The sequence below is a fragment of the Mycobacterium sp. SMC-15 genome (assembly GCF_045310925.1).
In the GTDB taxonomy this organism is placed as follows: Bacteria; Actinomycetota; Actinomycetes; order Mycobacteriales; family Mycobacteriaceae; genus Mycobacterium.
In genome coordinates, this window is the sequence record NZ_JBJIAJ010000016.1 from 18,474 (window position 1) to 35,215 (window position 16,742).

A 16,742-nucleotide genomic window follows, 5' to 3' on the forward strand; every position below is an offset into this window, starting at 1 on the left:
CCGCCGTGATCCCGGCGGGCGTGAACCCGACTTCACGCCCGGCAGCGGGCCAGTCCGCCTATATTCACCTCCCATGGGCGCCGGTCACGATCACCGTCACACCGACTCCCGCCTGTCTCGAATGGTCGTCGGCGCCGCCATCCTGAGCGCCTTCTTCGTCATCGAACTGACCACCGCCATCACCATCAACTCGATGGCACTGCTCGCCGACGCGGGCCATCTGCTGACCGACCTGGCCGCCCTGTTCATGGGAGTGGCGGCGGTGATGCTGGCCCGGCGCGGCAGTACGTCACCGTCGCGCACCTACGGCTGGCACCGCGCCGAGGTGTTCACTGCGGTCGCCAATGCGGTGCTGCTGATCGGGGTAGCGACCTTCATCCTCACCGAGGCGATCCGCCGCATCGGCACTGCGCCGGACGTGCCGGGTGTACCGATGGTCGTGGTCGCCCTGGCCGGGCTTGCCGTCAACATCGGCGTCGCCCTGCTGCTGCGTTCGCAGTCTGCCGAGAGTCTCGCGGTGCGCGGCGCGTACATGGAGGTGGTCGCCGACACCGTCGGCAGCGTGGGCGTGCTGATCGCCGGCGTGGTCACCCTCACCACCACCTGGCCCTACGCCGACGTGGTGGTCGCGGTCTTCGTCGCGCTGTGGGTGTTGCCGCGCGCGTTCGCGCTGGCTGGGGCGGCACTGCGGATCCTGTCGGAGGCCTCACCCAGCCACATCGACGTAGCCGAACTCCGCGCGGCGCTCGCCGCCGTCGACGGCGTGACCGACGTGCACGACCTACACGTGTGGACGTTGGTTCCGGGCCAGGACATGGCCACCGCCCACCTGGGCACCAGCGCCGACACCGGGCGCGTACTGGCCGAGGCTCGGGCCGTGCTGGCCGCTCGCGGGTTGACCCACGCCACCGTGCAGGTGGAACCTGCCGGGCAGGGTGGCCGCTGCCCACTCGGCTGCTGATGCCCTAGCGGGTCAGCTCAGGCCCAGCGGCGAGCGGGCGGTGTGGTCGCAGTCGTCGAGCAGAGCCAGACAACGCGTCACCTCGTCGGTCTCCCCGATGCTGTCGGCGGCACGCGCCAGCGCGGCCACACACCGCAAAAAGCCCCGGTTGGGTTCATGTGCGTACGGCACCGGCCCGTAGCCCTTCCACCCGTTGCGGCGCAGCTGGTCCAGGCCCCGGTGGTAGCCGGTGCGTGCGTACGCGTAGGCGGTGACCGCGTTGCCCTCGGCCAGTGCCGCTTCGGCCAGCGCCGCCCACGCCACCGAGGCCGCCGGATGCGCGGCCGCGACAATCGCGGGATCCTGGTTGGCCCGCAGGCCGGCCTCGGCTTCGGGGTCGCCGGGCAGCAAGATCGGATCGGGCCTGAGGAGATCACCGGTGAGAGTCACATCGTCCATTCTGCCGTGCCGTCCATGGCCAGCCACTCCAGCAAGCCGGCGCCTCGCTCAGTAAACTAGCGGCAGCCGATCCGAAACAGCCGGCGGACATTGGAGGATCAGCCACTCATGCCAAACCCACCGGAACCGGATGCCACCGAGCCGACCGACGACGCCGCTCCCACGGAGCAACCCGACGGCGACGATCAGGTCACCGAGATCCAGCCCGTCACCTCAGCGGACGACGAGACCGCGACGGCCATCCTCGCGGAAACACCCGCGGAAGCCGACGCCGTCACCGAGGTGATCACCACCGAGGCCACGCCCCAGGAACCCGGGCCCGATGGATCACCGGAGCGCCGGTTCACCGCACCCGGGTTCGACGCGGGGCACACCGAAGTCATACCGTCGGTGGGCGATGCGGACACCGAACTGATCGCCCAGCAAAGCGATGACGCGGGAAAGGCCATCCCGCAACAGATTCCGGCTCGGGTCGGCGGCAAACTGCCCTCTACCGTCTCCCGCAGCTGGGGCTGGGTGATGGCGGTGATCCTGATCATCCTGGCGCTCGCGGTCATCGCGGTGCTGGGCACGCTGTGGCTTACTCGCGACACTCGGCAGGCCGCCTCGCAGGAAGAGCACGTCCGCGCCACCATTCAGAACTTCGACGTCGCCATGCAGAACGGTGACCTGGCCGCATTGCGCAGCCTGACTTGCGGCGACATCCGCGACCGCTACGTCAACTACGACCAAAAGGCTTGGGACGACACCTACCGCCGGATTGCGGCAGCCAAGCAGTACCCGGTGGTCGCCAGCATCGACGAGGTGGTGGTCAACGACGGTCAAGCCGAAGCCAACGTCACCGCCTTCATGGCCTACGAGCCGCGGGTCCGCTCAACCCGCAGCTTCGACCTTCAGTTCCGCGACGACCAGTGGAAGATCTGCCAGTCGCACGGCAGCTAGCATGCTTCGTTGACTCTGCGCCTACGGCGGGGGTTACTCGAACTTTCCCGCCGTGGACGCAGAGTCAACGACTCAGGCCAGGCTCTTGCCGGCGCTGTGCAGGTCGTTGCAGGCCTCGATGACGCGCTCGGTCATGGCGGCCTCGGCCTTCTTGAGGTAGCTACGCGGGTCGTAGACCTTCTTGTTGCCCACCTCGCCGTCGACCTTGAGCACGCCGTCGTAGTTGGTGAACATGTGCGCGGCCAGCGGGCGGGTGAACGCGTACTGGGTGTCGGTGTCGACGTTCATCTTCACCACCCCGTAACGCAGCGCCTCCTCGATCTCGGACTTCAGCGAGCCCGAGCCGCCGTGGAAGACGAAGTCGAACGGCTTGGAGCCGTCGGCCAGGCCCAGCTTGGCCGACGCCACCTTCTGACCCTCGGCCAGGATGTCCGGGCGCAGCTTGACGTTGCCCGGCTTGTAGACGCCGTGCACGTTGCCGAAGGTGGCGGCCAGCAGGTACTGGCCCTTCTCACCGGCGCCCAGGGCGGCGACGGTCTTCTCGAAGTCTTCGGGCGAGGTGTAGAGCTTCTCGTTGATCTCGGCTTCCACGCCGTCCTCTTCACCGCCGACCACGCCGATCTCGACCTCGAGGATGATCTTGGCGGCCACGGCCTGGGCCAGCAGCTCCTGGGCGATGTCCAGGTTCTCGTCGATCGGCACTGCCGAGCCGTCCCACATGTGCGACTGGAACAGCGGATTCTCGCCGGCCTTGACGCGCTCGGCTGAGATCGCCAGCAGCGGCCGCACGAAGCCGTCCAGCTTGTCCTTCGGGCAGTGGTCGGTGTGCAGGGCCACGTTGATCGGGTACTTGGCGGCGATCACATGGGTGAACTCGGCCAGCGCCACCGCACCGGTCACCATGTCCTTGACGCCCAGGCCGGAGCCGAATTCGGCGCCGCCGGTGGAGAACTGGATGATGCCGTCACTGCCCGCGTCCGCGAAGCCCTTGATCGCCGCGTTGATGGTCTCCGACGACGTGCAGTTGATCGCGGGGAATGCGTACGCGTTCTCCTTGGCGCGGCCCAGCATCTCGGCGTAGATCTCGGGGGTGGCGATGGGCATGGGAACTCTCTCCTCTGAGCTGTCCGAAACTGCCCTCGAGTATCGCAGGGGCGGTTTCACCGGTGGCCCCCGGTATGTTGGTGCGTCATGAGCACCACCGCGGTCGCGATGCCGGGCCTGCTGGACCCGATGTATTGGCTGGGTGCCGGGGGCATCTTCCACGGCGCCGTACTGCCGGCCATCCTGGTGGTGGTCTTCATCGAGACCGGCCTGCTGTTCCCGCTGCTGCCGGGCGAATCACTGCTGTTCACCGGTGGCCTGCTGGCCGCCAAGGGGCTGGCCCCCGACATCTGGATCTTGGCGCCCGCGGTCGCCGTGGTGGCGGTGCTGGGCGATCAGTGCGGCTACTTCATCGGCCGGCGGATCGGGCCGGCGCTGTTCAAAAAGGAAGACTCTCGCTTCTTCAAGAAGCACTACGTCACCGAGTCGCACGCGTTCTTTGAGAAGTACGGGCCGTGGGCGATCATCCTGGCCCGGTTCGCGCCGTTCGTCCGGACGTTCGTGCCGGTGGTGGCGGGAGTGTCCTACATGCGCTACCCGGTGTACCTGGCGTTCGACATTGTCGGCGGCATCCTGTGGGGCGCCGGGGTGACGACGTTGGGGTACTTCCTGGGCAACGTGCCGTTCGTCCACGAGAACCTGGAAAAGATCATCCTGGTGATCCTGTTCGTGTCGATGATCCCGGCGTTCATCGCCGCGGCGAAGGCCTACCGCAGCCGCCGCGCCCCGTCTGTCGACGCTGACTCTGCGCTCACGGCGCAAAAGTCCGAGTAGACCGCGCCCTCAGCGCAGAGTCAACGAGCCGGCGGGCCGGCCGCGACGTTGTGCGCAGCCTCCATCAGCATCCAGCCGCCCAACTGCACCGACAGGTCCCGTTCGGGGATCTCGGACTCACGCACCGCACCGGCGATGGAAGTGGCCACCGCGCCGTCGGCCCGGGGCACCTCGGCGATCTGGTCCCAGGACGCCCCGAACAACGGCAGCCCGTCGACCGATTGCCGGTAATCCCACGCCGATTTCGCCGACGACAGCACCAGTTTGCCGGCGGTGTCGCGCGCCTGCGCGTCGGCGGCGGACTCGCCCGGCAACGCGGTGGCGACCAACGCAAGGTAGCGGGCGGTGATCCCGGCGAACAGCCCGCCGTCGCCGCCGCCGGCGCCCTTGATCACCCCGCCCGGGGCCATCTGCTTGCTGACCGCGGCCACCAGCCGGTGCACGCGAGCGGCGTGCCGCTGCGCTCCGGTGCGCGCCGCCAGTTCGGTCTCCAGCCCGAGCACCACGCCTTGGCAGTAGGTGTACTCGGCGCGCACCAGCGAACCCTCCCTGATGCCGTCGAACACCAGGTCGGTGTCCGGGTCGATCAGGGTGGCGTCGATCCAGTCGCCCATCTGCTGGGCGCGCTCCAGCCACCCGGGCTCGCGGGCCAGAAAGATCCCGGCCGGACCGTTGGCGGGGGCGTTGAAGAAGGGGGGCTCGGCGTCCTTACGCTCCTTCCTCCATGGAATGCCGCCGCCGGCTTCGGGCATCCATGAGTCGGTCAGCTCGCGGGTCAGGGTGCCCAGGGCACGGTGCCGGTCGAGGCCGGTGACCAGGCAGGCCCGTTGGATTGCCAGCGCCAGCCAGGCCATGTCGTCGTAGTAGGCGTTGGTCCAGCGGCCCACGTTGCGCAGACGGTGCGTGCGGATCTGCCGTTTGATCCGGGTCACCCGTTCGGGTTGCGGGTCACGCAGCTGGGCGTCGACCAGGCAATCGATCAGGTGCGCCTGCCACCAGTAGTGCCAGTGCGGGGCGCGCCGGATCGGCGGCCAGGCGACCACACCGAGCTGGGTGCCTGGCAGATGCCAGAGCGACTTGAGATGCCTCGCGATGACGGCAGCTTCGGCGCTTTCGGCGCGATTCGCCCAGAGGAGATCCATAGCCGTTGATCCTGCCCTACCAGGCCTGATCGAGGTGGCCATGACGGCTGATCCAGGCGTGCATCACGATCCCGGCGGCCACCCCGACATTGATACTGCGGGTCGAGCCGAACTGGGCGATGGACACCGTCAGGTCCGCGCCGGCACGAGCTTCGTCGCTGATACCGGGGCCTTCACTGCCGAACACCAGCAGACAGTCGACGGGCAGGGCGGTCTGCTCCAGGCGCACCGCCCCGGCCACGTTGTCCACCGCGACGACGGTGAGCCCCTGCTGGGCAGCGAATTCCAGGAGATCGGCGGCTGTTTCGTGATGGGCCAGCCGCTGGTAGCGGTCGGTGACCATGGCTCCGCGCCGATTCCAACGCCGACGCCCGACGATGTGCACGGTGTGCACAGCAAACGCGTTAGCGGTGCGCACCACCGAACCGATGTTGGCGTCGTGCCCGAAGTTCTCGATCGCGATGTGCAGCCGGTGCCGGCGGCGGTCGATGTCGGCGACGATCGCCTCGCGGGTCCAATAGCGGTAGGCGTCGACGACGTTGCGGCGGTCACCCTCGCGCAGCAGTTCCGGGTCGTAGCGGGAGTCGCTCGGCGGTGGTCCCTGCCAGGGGCCGACGCCGTTGGCCGGCGAGAACCACTCGGTAGGGCCCGGCGGTTCAGCGAGGCTCGACGGAGGAGAGGCGAAGCTGGGACCGCCGCATGAATCGGGATGGTCCGACGACTCGTTCACGAGGTGGTCCACACGGCGGCGTGCGTACCCACCACCGACACCGAGGGGTAGAGCAGCGCGGCGTTGATCTCCCCGTGCGTGCACAGCGAGGTCGGCACGTGCACCGAGTTCAGCGACGCCTCCGGCAGGATCAACACCGACGACCCGGCCGCGACGCAGTCCGCCCCCAGCCCAGGCATCGGCGTCGACGGCCCGGCGATCAGCATCAACGGTCCACCACGCGCCTGGGCGTCGTCGCGGTACTGCGTAGCCACCGCGTCGACGGACAGGTTCAGCACCATATAACCGTTGCCGGTGAACGCCTTTGGGTCGCCAAGGGCCGTCGGCGCCAGCGGCACGCCGTCGGCCCGATAGGCCGCCACGCCCTGCGCGGTGAGCAGCAGACCGGTGTCACCCGGGTTGACCGGCGCCAGGCCCACCGGGAACGCGGCAGCGTAGGCCACCGTCGTGTCTTTGATCCGGTCGGCGGGTGAGTAGACATACACCCCGCGCACCGCGCTGCGCTCTTTGAGCGGACCCAGACACACGGTCCCGTTCAACCGGTCGGATTCCTTGCCCGACAACGGTGTCGGCACGAACTCCCCCAGCAGTTTGCAGCTGCCCACCCCGGTGACCTCGACCGGGTGCGCGGGGGTGCCATACACCCCGAACCGCAGATCGCCGGGCGCTGCGTGTCCCCCGTCGGCGTCGGCGACCTGGGCCTTGACGTCGATCAGCGCGTAGTCAAGCTCCCAGCGCAGGTTGGACAGGGTCATCTGCCAGCCCAGAACGGTGATCTCCGAACCGATTCGGGCGCCCTCGGCACCGAAGGGACCGGTCGGGCCGGAGCCCGAGCAGGCCGCGGCGCAGGTGACGGCCAACGCCGATATCAGCGCGATGAGTCTCCGCACGACCGTCCTCGGGGTGTTCAGTCCAGGCCCAGCTCGGCCAGGCCGAGCACACTGCGGTACGGCACGCCCTCGGCCTCGATGGCCTCGGCCGCGCCGGTGGCGCGATCGACCACGGTGACCACGCCGACGACGTGTCCGCCTGCCTGACGCACGGCGCGCACCGCGGTCAGCGCCGACCCACCGGTGGTGCTGGTGTCCTCCACCACCAGAACCGGTTGGCCGGCCACGTCGAACCCTTCGATAAGGCGTTGCATGCCATGGGCTTTCACCGACTTACGCACCACGAATGCATCGATCGGGCGGCCCGCGGCGTGCATGACGGCGGTCGCCACCGGGTCCGCACCCAGGGTCAGGCCGCCCACGGCGGCGTAGTCCCAGTCATCGGTGAGTTGGCGGACCAACCGCCCGATCAGGGCGCCGGCGCGATGGTGCAGGGTGGAACGACGAAGGTCGACGTAGTAGTCGGCCTCGGCGCCCGAGGACAGCGTCACGCGGCCGTGCACCACCGAAAGCTGGCGCACCAGCGCGGCGAGCTCATCGCGTTCGTCGTTGTTAAGTGCGGCCACGGCCCCTCCCGAACGTGTTGGTCAGCGTGCGCGAAAGCCCGCGCGGAATGAGCCGACTGGCGCCTACCAATGTCTTGTATTGCAGACCCGGAACGCTGACCACCTCACCGCGCGCGACGTCGGCCAGACTGGCCGCGACCACGTCGTCGACCTCCATCCACAGAAACGACGGCAACGTGGCCATGTCGATCCCGGCGCGCTCATGGAACTCGGTGTGCACATAGCCCGGGCAGACCACGTGGATTCCGACGCCGGTGCCCTGCAGGCCGCCGGCCAGTCCTTCGGTAAACGACACCACCCAGGCCTTCGAGGCCGAGTACGTCGAACCGCGTCCGGACAGCAGCCCGGCGACGCTGGCGATGTTGATGACGGTGCCGGCGCCTGCCTCGACCATCGCGGGCAGCGCGGCTCGGGTCAGCTGCATCACCGCGGTGACGTTGACGTCCAGTTGCGACTGCAGCAGGGCGGGGTCGGCGGTCCAGAACTCACCGGACGTGCCGAACCCGGCGTTGTTGACCAGCACCCGCACCCCGGCGCGCAGCCGCTCGGCCACTGTGGCGCGGCCGGCGGCGTCGGCCAGGTCGGCGGGCAGCACCTCGACGGCACCGCCGTGGCTGCCACGCAGTTCGGTTGCCAGGGTCTCCAGGCGCTCGACGTCGCGGGAGACCAAGACCAGGTCATATCCGTCGGCGGCGTAGCGGCGGGCATAGCCGGCGCCCAACCCCGAGGTGGGCCCGGTGACCACGGCGACGGGGCGAGACATGCCCGTCAGAGTAGCGAAGCCGGCGGTGTCGGCCGTCGTCGGATGTCAGCGCTGATAGTGCGCGGTCTGGCGTCCGTTGCGACCGCCGGGTGCGTGCAGCACGTCCGAGGAACTATCTCGGCTCGTCCGGCGGCGCTGCTGCGGCTCGGCGGCCGAGGCGGCGTTGCCCGGTGCCGGCGTGGCAGCTCGCGGCGCCGACGGAAGCTGCTCGGCTTCGCTGTCGTCCGCCGCCTCCGCGGCACTCGCCGACGAGCCCAGCGGACGGCTGGGTTGGCCGTTGCGGCGGCCCGTTGCGGCGGCAGCGGCTTCGGCGGGCTGGCGCCGCGGGTTCGGCGGCAGCACCCGCAACAGGTCGTTGAACTGGCGGACGCTGCGCAGTCCCTCGTCCCACTGGGCGCGGGTGCTGGTGATGGGCATGCTCACCAGCGTCCAGTTCGCCTCGTTCCACATGATTTCCGCGCAGTCCGGGGCGGTGTGGGCGAACGTGACCATCCGCCGGTCGCAGGCCCGCCTCGCCGCGTCGAGGTTGGTGGAGTACACCATCCGCGGGCCGATGGCCCCGAGCAGCCAGATGTCGTTCTCGCGCGGCTCCTTGAGGCCCTTGAGCCGCACGTCGACGACCACGTTGGTGCTGACCTTGCGGTGCAGGGCGATCACCGTCGCCACTTCGTCCAGGTCGAAGATGTAGACGGCCTCACCGCGGATCTGGCCGAGCACGACATTGCGCACCGGCGCCTCGCCCACCGTCGACATCACGCCGCGTTTCCAGCGGTGCAGGATCTCGGCGGATTCCGGTTCGAAGTCGAAACCGTGCGAACGAGCCCAGGACTTACGGCGCCGACTGCGGCCGCGCCGCTGGTCGATGTCCACGTACAGCAATACCGCCGCGCCGACGAAACACAGCGCGGACAGCGTGAACCAAAGCGGGACCATTGGGCCTAGCGTATCTGTTCTCCGGCGCGATCGACGAATGTCCTCAGGTCACAACCCTGTATCACCGCGGCGCTACGGCGTCACGATGTTGTTCGGAACGATGTGCATGGACCCGTCACCGGCCGTCGAGACGTATACCTCGTTCTGCTGGAACAGCCAGTTACCGGTGTTCATCGAGCTACCTGACACGATCGTCGGGCTGTTCGACGAGGTCGAATTCACCGTGTAGTCGTACAGCAGGGTGCCGCCCTTGGTGGGGTCGCCGGTGTACACGCTGACCTGCTGGCCGGGGGCCAGTACGTCTCCCGCGCTTCCGTTCGTCAGGCTTACCGGGATCGTCCCGTTCACCCCGCCGGAATCCATGACCGAGCTCACCTGGGTGGCCGTGTGGCCTCCGTCGAACGACACGTACAGGGGCGCATTCGGCGAGCCCTCGACCGTGACTCCGCCGGTCAGCGGGTCGGCGCCGAACGTCAGGGTGCCGGCGTGTTGGTTGATCAGCACCCCGTCGCCGAGCGCACCCGGTAGCGCGGTGGTCGGGATGCTGCCGGGACTGGGACCGACGGCATTCGCCCCAATGCCCAGAATGCCGTCGGCGTTGCCGCCGAGGTAAGAACTGAGAGTCCAGTCCCCATTGAGCAGGGAAGTGAGGCTGACCGGGAACGCGAACAAGACGGCATCGACATCGGTCGTGCCGCTGGTGACCGTGTCCCCGGCGGCGTCGGTGAAGCCCACCGTGGTGGGCAGCTCGGTATAGAGATAGCCCAGCGAGTTGCCGTACTCGCCATATTGGATGGTGGGGAGCCCGGAGAGATCCGACCAGTTGATGCCGGACCAGTTGATGTCCCAGATCGGCATGACCAGACCAGCCGAGCCGGTGTCGACAAGCACCGACGATTCCGGGCCACCGCCCACCGAGACGTTGACCACCGGCTCGGTATCACTGTTGATCTGCAGCGGAACGGTGAAGCTGTCCGGGATGCTGACATCTGAGCCGGAGGCGGCGGCACTGCCGGCCACGCTCGCGTCGGCGGCCCCACCGAAGATCCACTGCTCAAGATCGTTGATCGGGGTGAAGACGAGGTTCTGGTACCAGCCGTCGAACAGCGTGTCCATCGAGGCCAGGGCGGAACCGGGGTCGGTGTCTGCGGCGATACCGGGGTCCATCGCACTGAGGGCGTCGATGATGGGCTGGAACAGGTCATCGATGTCGGCGTGAGCCGGCGGCGCGGGAATTCCCAGCGCCAGGGACACCCCGGCCGCCGCGGCGACACCGATCATCCGTCGACGAGCTGCCATCTCCGAAACCTCCCCCGCGTGAGGTCACGGACACCCGCTGAGCCGTAACCAACCGCGGTCAGCTAACCCACCCAGGGGCGCAGAACACCAGGGGATTCAGCCAAGAAAGAGCCAAAAATCGGTTGGGAAGCTCACCCGACTCCCGGCCACCACCTCATCAGGGTTCGATGGGGGTGCCGCCGATGATGGTCTGCCCGCCGGGTACGCCGTAGTTGATGTAGACGGGCTGCTGGCCGAAGAGCCAGTTACCGGTGTTCATGTTGTTACCGCCCACCACGAACGGGCTGCGAGTGGCTTCATCCGTTGGCGACGGGAGCATCGAGTTGACCTTGTACTCGTACAGCAGCGTCGTGCCGTCCTTGGCGTAGACCGAGATGATCGTCCCGTCAGGCAGCTTTCCGTCGGCGGTCGGCGTGATGCCCCCGAGCGCCGAGGACGGCATGGTGCCGTACACCCCGCCGGAGTCGATCACCCCGCGGACATTCGTGAGCGGTCCGTCATTGAGCTGCACCTTCAGGTCCGCCCACGGTGCACCCTGGATGACGGTTCCGCCCTCATACGGGTTGTCCCCGAAGATCAGTTTGCCGCCCGGCTGGTCGATCAGCACGCCGTTGCCGAGGTTGCCCGGCAGATCGGCGGTCGGAATGTGGTCGGGGGTGGGTCCGAGCGCGTTGGGTCCGATGCCCAAGATTCCGGTGGAGGAGCCGGCCAGGTAGCTCTCAATGGACCACGGGCCCAACAGGTTGAAGTCCGCCGGGAACGCGAACAGCACCGCATCCACGGTGGTGTCCGCGGTGAGGGTGTCGCCGTTCTCACCGGTGAAGGTCACCGTGGTGGGCAGTTCCAGATAGAAGTAATTCAGCGCACCGCCGAATTGACCGATGTTGAAACCGGTGGGCAGGCCCGTGATGCCGAACGGGTTGATGTTCCAGATCGGGATGACCAGCCCGGCGGCGCCGGTGTCGACCAGCACCTCGGTCTGTGCGCCGCCGCCCACCGAGACGTTGATCACCGGTTGGGTGTTGAGATTGACTTCCATCGGGACGGTGAAGCTGTCGGGCAGGTTGTCACTGTCCGGGCCGTAGGCAACGGCACTGCCAGGAAGGGCGTCACCGAACAGCCACGGCGCGATGCTGTTGAGCGGGTTGTAGACGAGGTCCTGGTACCAGCCGTTGAACAGGGTGTCCAACGAGGACAGCGCAGAACCCGGGTCGGTGTCTGCGGCGAGGCCGGGGTCAACCCAACTGATCGCGTCGATGATCGGCTGGAACAGGTCGTCCCAGTCAGCCTGAGCGGCCGGTGCGGGCGCACCCAATGCCAGGACCGCCCCCACGGCACCGACGGCACCCGCTAGGCGATGGCGACGAGCTGACATGGCTACCCTCCGGATGAACAACGGTGCAGGAATACACCGGAATTTCTCAGTAACCGCTAGGCTAACCGATCAGCTTCGACACCGCATCCGCAAAGGAGCGCTGGACAACGACAGGCCCCCCGGAACTGCTTCCGGGGGGCCTTATCGTGAGGGGAATCTCAGCCCAGGACCAGCGACTCGCCGTCCGCGCTGATGTTGATCGGCACCACGTCACCGTCGTGCACCTCGCCGGCCAGCAACATCTTGGCCAGCTGGTCGCCGATCGCCTGTTGGATCAACCGCCGCAGTGGACGTGCCCCGTAGACCGGGTCGAATCCGCGCTGGGCCAGCCACTTCTTGGCCTCCAGCGACACCTCGATGGTCAGCCGCCGCTGCGCCAGCCGCTTGGCCAACTGCTGCAGCTGGATGTCGACGATCCGCACCAGTTCCTCGGGGTCCAGGCCCTCGAAGATCAGCACGTCGTCCAGCCGGTTGATGAACTCCGGCTTGAACGCCGCCCGCACCGCGGCCATCACCTGCTCTTCGGAGCCACCGGACCCCAGGTTGGAGGTCAGGATCAGGATCGTGTTGCGGAAGTCCACGGTGCGGCCCTGTCCGTCGGTGAGCCGGCCCTCGTCGAGGACCTGCAGCAGCACGTCGAACACGTCCGGGTGAGCCTTTTCGACCTCGTCGAACAACACCACGGTGTAGGGCCGGCGGCGAACCGCCTCGGTCAGCTGACCGCCCTGGTCGTAGCCGACGTAGCCGGGGGGCGCACCGACCAGGCGAGCCACCGAGTGCTTCTCGCCGTACTCGCTCATGTCGATGCGGACCATGGCCCGTTCGTCGTCGAACAGGAAGTCGGCCAGCGCCTTGGCCAGCTCGGTCTTGCCAACGCCGGTGGGACCCAGGAACAGGAACGAGCCTGTGGGCCGGTTGGGGTCGGCGACCCCGGCCCGGCTGCGCCGCACCGCATCCGAAACGGCCTGCACCGGCTTGTGCTGTCCGACGACGCGCTTGCCGAGCTCCTCTTCCATGCGCAGCAGCTTGGCGGTCTCGCCTTCCAGCAGCCGGCCGGCGGGGATGCCGGTCCAGGCGCTCACCACATCGGCGATGTCGTCCGGGCCGACCTCTTCCTTGAGCATGACATCCTCGCGGGCCTGCGCATTGGGCAGCGCGGCTTCGAGTTTCTTCTCCACCTCGGGAATGCGCCCGTAGCGCAGCTCGGCAGCCTTGGCCAGGTCGCCGTCGCGCTCGGCTCGGTCGGACTCGCCGCGCAGCGCTTCCAGCTGCTCCTTGAGCTCGCGGACGATGTCGATGGCACCCTTCTCGTTCTGCCACCGGGTCGTCAGCTGCGCCAGCTTCTCCTTGTAATCAGCCAGCTCGCTGCGCAGCTTCTCCAACCGGTCCTTGGAGGCGTCATCGGATTCCTTGCTCAGCGCCATCTCTTCGATTTCCAGCCGGCGCACGAGTCGCTCGACCTCGTCGATTTCCACGGGCCGCGAGTCGATCTCCATCCGCAGCCGCGACGCGGCCTCATCGACCAGGTCAATGGCCTTGTCCGGCAAGAACCTTGCGGTGATATAGCGGTCGGAAAGAGTGGCCGCGGCCACCAGCGCGGAGTCGGTGATGCGCACACCGTGGTGCACCTCGTAGCGGTCCTTGAGTCCGCGCAGGATGCCGATGGTGTCCTCGGCCGACGGTTCGCCGACGTAGACCTGCTGGAAACGACGCTCCAGGGCGGCGTCCTTCTCGATGTACTTGCGGTACTCCTCCAGCGTTGTGGCGCCGACCAACCGCAGCTCGCCGCGGGCCAGCATCGGCTTGATCATGTTGCCGGCGTCCATCGCGCCCTCGCCGGTGGCACCGGCGCCCACGATGGTGTGCAGCTCGTCGATGAACGTGATGATCTGCCCGGCGGAGTTCTTGATCTCGTCCAGCACGGCCTTGAGGCGTTCCTCGAACTCGCCGCGGTACTTGGCCCCGGCCACCATCGAGCCCAGGTCCAGGCTGACGACGGTCTTGTCGCGCAGACTGTCCGGGACGTCGCCGGCGACGATGCGCTGGGCCAGGCCCTCGACGATCGCGGTCTTGCCGACGCCCGGCTCGCCGATCAGCACCGGGTTGTTCTTGGTGCGCCGGCTCAAAACCTGCACCACCCGGCGGATTTCGGTGTCACGGCCGATCACCGGGTCCAGCTTGCCCTCGCGGGCACGCGCGGTCAGATCGGTGGAGTACTTCTCCAACGCCTGGTAGCTGGCCTCCGGGTCGGGGCTGGTGACCCGAGCGCTGCCACGCACCTTGACGAACGCCTCCCGCAACGCCTGCGGTGAAGCGCCGTGGCCGGTCAGCAGTTTGGCGACATCGGAGTCGCCGGTGGCCAGCCCCACCATCAGGTGCTCGGTGGAGACGTACTCGTCGTCGAGTTCGGTCGCCAGCTGTTGGGCCACGGTGATCGCGGCCAGGGAGTCGCGGGACAGCTGCGGTTGCGCGTTGGAACTGGCGACCTGCGGCGCCAGATCGATCAGGTGCTGCGCTTCGTTGCGGATCGTCGCCGGGTTCACACCGACCGCCTCCAGCAGCGGCGCGGCGATCCCGTCGTTCTGGGTCAGCAGGGCCTGCAACAGATGCGCGGGCCGGATTTCGGGGTTGCCGGCGGCGGTGGCCGTCTGCAAAGCCGCGGTCAGTGCTGCCTGCGTCTTGGTGGTCGGGTTGAACGAGTCCACGACACCTCCATTCGGGGTCAGAGCGGGCCGAGAAGGTCCCGCCAAAAATGCTTGTCGTGTTGTTCAACGCCGTCAAGGTTGAGTCTGTTCCGCTCAAGTTTATTTTTCTGCCGAGCGGCGCTCCGCCTCAGCCCAGGCGCAGCGTGCGACGCGCGTTCTGAACCAACCGCGGTAACCGGGAGGCGCCCATCAACGCCCGGAACAACCAACTGTCGTCCGAGGGCAGCACTCCTGCCGACTGGGTGGCATCGAGCAGGTCGAACAGCGTCTCCCCCTCATACATCAGCCCGTCGGTGTTGAAGTGGTAGCGGTCCACCGCAGTGCACTGCACGAAGGTACCGACACCGTGGATCGCCGGGGCCGACTCGTCGTAGGGGTAGAAGCGCAGGGTGCCGCTGAAGTGCCCACTGCCGATGTAGCGAACGACGATCCGGGTCTCACCCTCCGGGGTGACGTCGAAATACACCTGCCCGGGGAGGGGGTCGTAGCGCCAGTCCGGGATGGCGTCGAGGAAGGAGAAGTTGTAGCGCTCGAATTCCTCAAGCCCGACGATGATCCGACCGAAGGTGGTGGGGTCCTTGTAGCGCAGGTCTGGGACATAGAGCTCGTGGTTGAGCGACATGTCCCGCATCAGCCAACTCCACCAATACTTTTTGGCCCATTCGGCCGCGAAAGCCACGTCGATCCCGCGGTCGGCGTAGTGGGCGATCTTGCGGTCCAGGTCGACGAACCACTGCTGGGTCATGGCATTGAGCTCGGGTTCGGTGAGCACCTTGACCTTCCCGCCGGCCCTGTTGCCGGGAAGGAATTCCGGCAACGGCTGACGCAGCCTCGGCTTGGTGATCGCCTCCCGAAATAGCGCTTCGTCGAACATATCCCAACCCTCCGACCAACTGGAATCGCCTGATTCCTCTATGTAAGCAGGCCCGGGAACGTATCCTCAAGCGTCCCCACGATTCGGAGGTGCGCATGGGTGGCGAAAGGGCGCCGCGGGTGTGGCGCGGCCAGACCCACGATGCCCGGTCCCAAGCACGTCGAGCTCAGCTGATCGAGGCAGGGGTGGAGCTGCTGGGCACCGGGGGCACGGCCGGGGTCACCATGCGCGCGGCATGCCGCGACGCCGGGCTCAGCCTTCGCTACTTCTATGAAAGCTTCAGTGACACAGACGAGCTGATCCTGGCCGTGTACGACCACTGCAATGCCGAGCTGCTTGCCACCATGGCCGGTGTCGCAGGCAAAGCGGCTCCGATCAGCGTGGCACTCGACAGGGCGACGGCCTATTTCGAGGAGGATCCCCGTCGGCTCCGGATCCTGTTGCGCGAGCCGCAGTCCAGCACCCTGTTGGCCGATCATCGCGCCGATGTCCTGCCTGGCCTACTGGGCGCGCTGATCGGCACATCCGGCGCCGGCAATTCGTCTCCCGCCACCGCCGCACAAGCCATGAGTGCCAGCGCCCTGTCCGGAGCGCTCACCACGCTGGTTCTCGACTGGGCCGATGGCCGTCTGCACGTCAGCCGTGCCGAACTGGTGAAGTTCGCAGCAGACCTGGTGCGCGCCGAGCTGAGCCTGGCAAGCCCATCACAGAGTTGATTTCTGACATGAGCTTGCGCCGGGCCGCGGACGCGTCCACAGGTACAGGACGATCCAGGCGCCGTAGCCCAGAGCCATCCCCGCGTACATGACGAGGGGATCGTCCTGGCCGTGCACGCTGAGGTAGAGCACAACACCGGCAATCAGCGCCGGCAGCACTGCCGCGCGACGCCGCAGCGCGAATGCAACCGCGACGAGCACGATCGACGCAATCAGCAGCACAGGACTGATCCGGTGCAGCGTGTCGAGCACAGTGGCGAGCCACCCCTGGGATCCGCCGGCGCCGTGCCCGGCGTGCCCCGCACCGGCCGCAACCGATGCGCCGGCGCCAAGCGCCACCAGGATCGCCGGCAGGCAACAGGCCAGCGTGCAGGTCAGTGCGGCAACCACTCCCGCCGCCCCGAATCGGCGCCCGGCGGGCTTCGACGAGCGGGGCCGGTCGCGACATTCTGACGTGGGTGACATCTCCGCCTTCCGTAGGTATCTTGTGAACCTATACCCCGTATGGGTATCTAGCAAGGGTGTGGTTC

General features: G+C 67.6%; 17 protein-coding genes. 4 read left to right on the top strand and 13 right to left on the bottom strand.

Translation table 11 applies throughout. From position 1 onward, the window contains the following. Positions 1-73: 73 nt before the first annotated feature. Complete coding sequence (locus ACJH71_RS20410; protein WP_406759805.1) at positions 74-961, top strand: cation diffusion facilitator family transporter; 888 nt, start codon at positions 74-76, stop codon at positions 959-961. 12 nt (positions 962-973) lie between these two features. Here the strand turns inward: ACJH71_RS20410 and ACJH71_RS20415 are convergent, their stop codons facing one another. After that, positions 974-1,390, bottom strand: coding sequence for a DUF3151 domain-containing protein (locus ACJH71_RS20415; RefSeq protein ID WP_406759806.1), 417 nt, complete (start codon positions 1,388-1,390; stop codon positions 974-976). A gap of 117 nt (positions 1,391-1,507) precedes the next feature. Here ACJH71_RS20415 and ACJH71_RS20420 point away from each other — a divergent pair, with 117 nt between their 5' ends. Then, positions 1,508-2,341: a hypothetical protein gene (locus tag ACJH71_RS20420; protein WP_406759807.1), complete on the top strand. Its 834-nt coding sequence runs from the start codon at positions 1,508-1,510 to the stop codon at positions 2,339-2,341. Positions 2,342-2,413: 72 nt separating this feature from the next. Here the strand turns inward: ACJH71_RS20420 and fbaA are convergent, their stop codons facing one another. Then, positions 2,414-3,445, bottom strand: a complete 1,032-nt coding sequence (fbaA, locus tag ACJH71_RS20425) for a class II fructose-bisphosphate aldolase (protein ID WP_406759808.1) — start codon at positions 3,443-3,445, stop codon at positions 2,414-2,416. A gap of 87 nt (positions 3,446-3,532) precedes the next feature. Here fbaA and ACJH71_RS20430 point away from each other — a divergent pair, with 87 nt between their 5' ends. Beyond that, positions 3,533-4,219: a DedA family protein gene (locus ACJH71_RS20430; protein ID WP_406759809.1), complete on the top strand. Its 687-nt coding sequence runs from the start codon at positions 3,533-3,535 to the stop codon at positions 4,217-4,219. A 20-nt stretch (positions 4,220-4,239) separates the two neighbouring features. Here ACJH71_RS20430 and ACJH71_RS20435 read toward each other — a convergent pair whose 3' ends face one another. The 10 genes from ACJH71_RS20435 to ACJH71_RS20480 all read right to left on the bottom strand — a co-directional run bounded on the left by ACJH71_RS20435 (position 4,240) and on the right by ACJH71_RS20480 (position 15,496). After that, complete coding sequence (locus tag ACJH71_RS20435) at positions 4,240-5,361, bottom strand: glycoside hydrolase family 76 protein (RefSeq protein ID WP_406759810.1); 1,122 nt, start codon at positions 5,359-5,361, stop codon at positions 4,240-4,242. Positions 5,362-5,377: 16 nt separating this feature from the next. Further along, positions 5,378-6,091, bottom strand: coding sequence for a TrmH family RNA methyltransferase (locus ACJH71_RS20440; protein WP_406759811.1), 714 nt, complete (start codon positions 6,089-6,091; stop codon positions 5,378-5,380). Then, positions 6,088-6,981, bottom strand: coding sequence for a hypothetical protein (locus tag ACJH71_RS20445; RefSeq protein WP_406759812.1), 894 nt, complete (start codon positions 6,979-6,981; stop codon positions 6,088-6,090). Before ACJH71_RS20445 ends, ACJH71_RS20440 begins: the two co-directional genes overlap by 4 nt. Before the next feature lie 17 nt (positions 6,982-6,998). After that, positions 6,999-7,547 carry an orotate phosphoribosyltransferase gene (gene pyrE, locus ACJH71_RS20450; protein WP_406759813.1) on the bottom strand — a complete coding sequence of 183 codons (549 nt, stop codon included), beginning with the start codon at positions 7,545-7,547 and terminating at the stop codon, positions 6,999-7,001. Then, on the bottom strand, positions 7,534-8,310 hold the full coding sequence (locus ACJH71_RS20455; RefSeq protein WP_406759814.1) for an SDR family NAD(P)-dependent oxidoreductase: 777 nt from the start codon (positions 8,308-8,310) through the stop codon (positions 7,534-7,536). Before ACJH71_RS20455 ends, pyrE begins: the two co-directional genes overlap by 14 nt. Positions 8,311-8,355: 45 nt before the next feature. Beyond that, entirely contained in the window at positions 8,356-9,243 is an 888-nt protein-coding gene (gene ttfA, locus ACJH71_RS20460) for a trehalose monomycolate transport factor TtfA (protein ID WP_406759815.1), read from the bottom strand. A gap of 72 nt (positions 9,244-9,315) precedes the next feature. Next, positions 9,316-10,542: a PecA family PE domain-processing aspartic protease gene (locus ACJH71_RS20465; RefSeq protein ID WP_406759816.1), complete on the bottom strand. Its 1,227-nt coding sequence runs from the start codon at positions 10,540-10,542 to the stop codon at positions 9,316-9,318. A gap of 157 nt (positions 10,543-10,699) precedes the next feature. Next, positions 10,700-11,917, bottom strand: a complete 1,218-nt coding sequence (locus ACJH71_RS20470; protein ID WP_406759817.1) for a PecA family PE domain-processing aspartic protease — start codon at positions 11,915-11,917, stop codon at positions 10,700-10,702. A 158-nt stretch (positions 11,918-12,075) separates the two neighbouring features. Further along, positions 12,076-14,622 (bottom strand): ATP-dependent chaperone ClpB, encoded by a 2,547-nt coding sequence (gene clpB / locus ACJH71_RS20475; protein ID WP_406759818.1) that lies wholly within the window; start codon positions 14,620-14,622, stop codon positions 12,076-12,078. 127 nt (positions 14,623-14,749) lie between these two features. Further along, positions 14,750-15,496, bottom strand: coding sequence for a nuclear transport factor 2 family protein (locus ACJH71_RS20480; RefSeq protein WP_406759819.1), 747 nt, complete (start codon positions 15,494-15,496; stop codon positions 14,750-14,752). Between the two features lie 95 nt (positions 15,497-15,591). Between ACJH71_RS20480 and ACJH71_RS20485 the strand changes: the two genes are divergently transcribed. After that, complete coding sequence (locus ACJH71_RS20485; protein ID WP_406759820.1) at positions 15,592-16,212, top strand: TetR/AcrR family transcriptional regulator; 621 nt, start codon at positions 15,592-15,594, stop codon at positions 16,210-16,212. Here ACJH71_RS20485 and ACJH71_RS20490 read toward each other — a convergent pair. Next, on the bottom strand, positions 16,201-16,677 hold the full coding sequence (locus tag ACJH71_RS20490) for a hypothetical protein (protein WP_406759821.1): 477 nt from the start codon (positions 16,675-16,677) through the stop codon (positions 16,201-16,203). The two genes, ACJH71_RS20485 and ACJH71_RS20490, sit on opposite strands and share 12 nt — an antisense overlap. Positions 16,678-16,742: the final 65 nt, after the last annotated feature.

Bases quoted from the DNA above. Each gene is read 5' to 3' on its own strand.
- ACJH71_RS20410 (WP_406759805.1), top strand. From the start codon at position 74: ATGGGCGCCGGTCACGATCACCGTCACACCGACTCCCGCCTGTCTCGA.
- ACJH71_RS20420 (WP_406759807.1), top strand. From the start codon at position 1,508: ATGCCAAACCCACCGGAACCGGATGCCACCGAGCCGACCGACGACGCC.
- fbaA (WP_406759808.1), bottom strand. From the start codon at position 3,445: ATGCCCATCGCCACCCCCGAGATCTACGCCGAGATGCTGGGCCGCGCC.
- ACJH71_RS20430 (WP_406759809.1), top strand. From the start codon at position 3,533: ATGAGCACCACCGCGGTCGCGATGCCGGGCCTGCTGGACCCGATGTAT.
- ACJH71_RS20435 (WP_406759810.1), bottom strand. From the start codon at position 5,361: ATGGATCTCCTCTGGGCGAATCGCGCCGAAAGCGCCGAAGCTGCCGTC.
- ACJH71_RS20455 (WP_406759814.1), bottom strand. From the start codon at position 8,310: ATGTCTCGCCCCGTCGCCGTGGTCACCGGGCCCACCTCGGGGTTGGGC.
- ttfA (WP_406759815.1), bottom strand. From the start codon at position 9,243: ATGGTCCCGCTTTGGTTCACGCTGTCCGCGCTGTGTTTCGTCGGCGCG.
- ACJH71_RS20465 (WP_406759816.1), bottom strand. From the start codon at position 10,542: ATGGCAGCTCGTCGACGGATGATCGGTGTCGCCGCGGCGGCCGGGGTG.
- ACJH71_RS20470 (WP_406759817.1), bottom strand. From the start codon at position 11,917: ATGTCAGCTCGTCGCCATCGCCTAGCGGGTGCCGTCGGTGCCGTGGGG.
- ACJH71_RS20480 (WP_406759819.1), bottom strand. From the start codon at position 15,496: ATGTTCGACGAAGCGCTATTTCGGGAGGCGATCACCAAGCCGAGGCTG.
- ACJH71_RS20485 (WP_406759820.1), top strand. From the start codon at position 15,592: ATGGGTGGCGAAAGGGCGCCGCGGGTGTGGCGCGGCCAGACCCACGAT.
- ACJH71_RS20490 (WP_406759821.1), bottom strand. From the start codon at position 16,677: ATGTCACCCACGTCAGAATGTCGCGACCGGCCCCGCTCGTCGAAGCCC.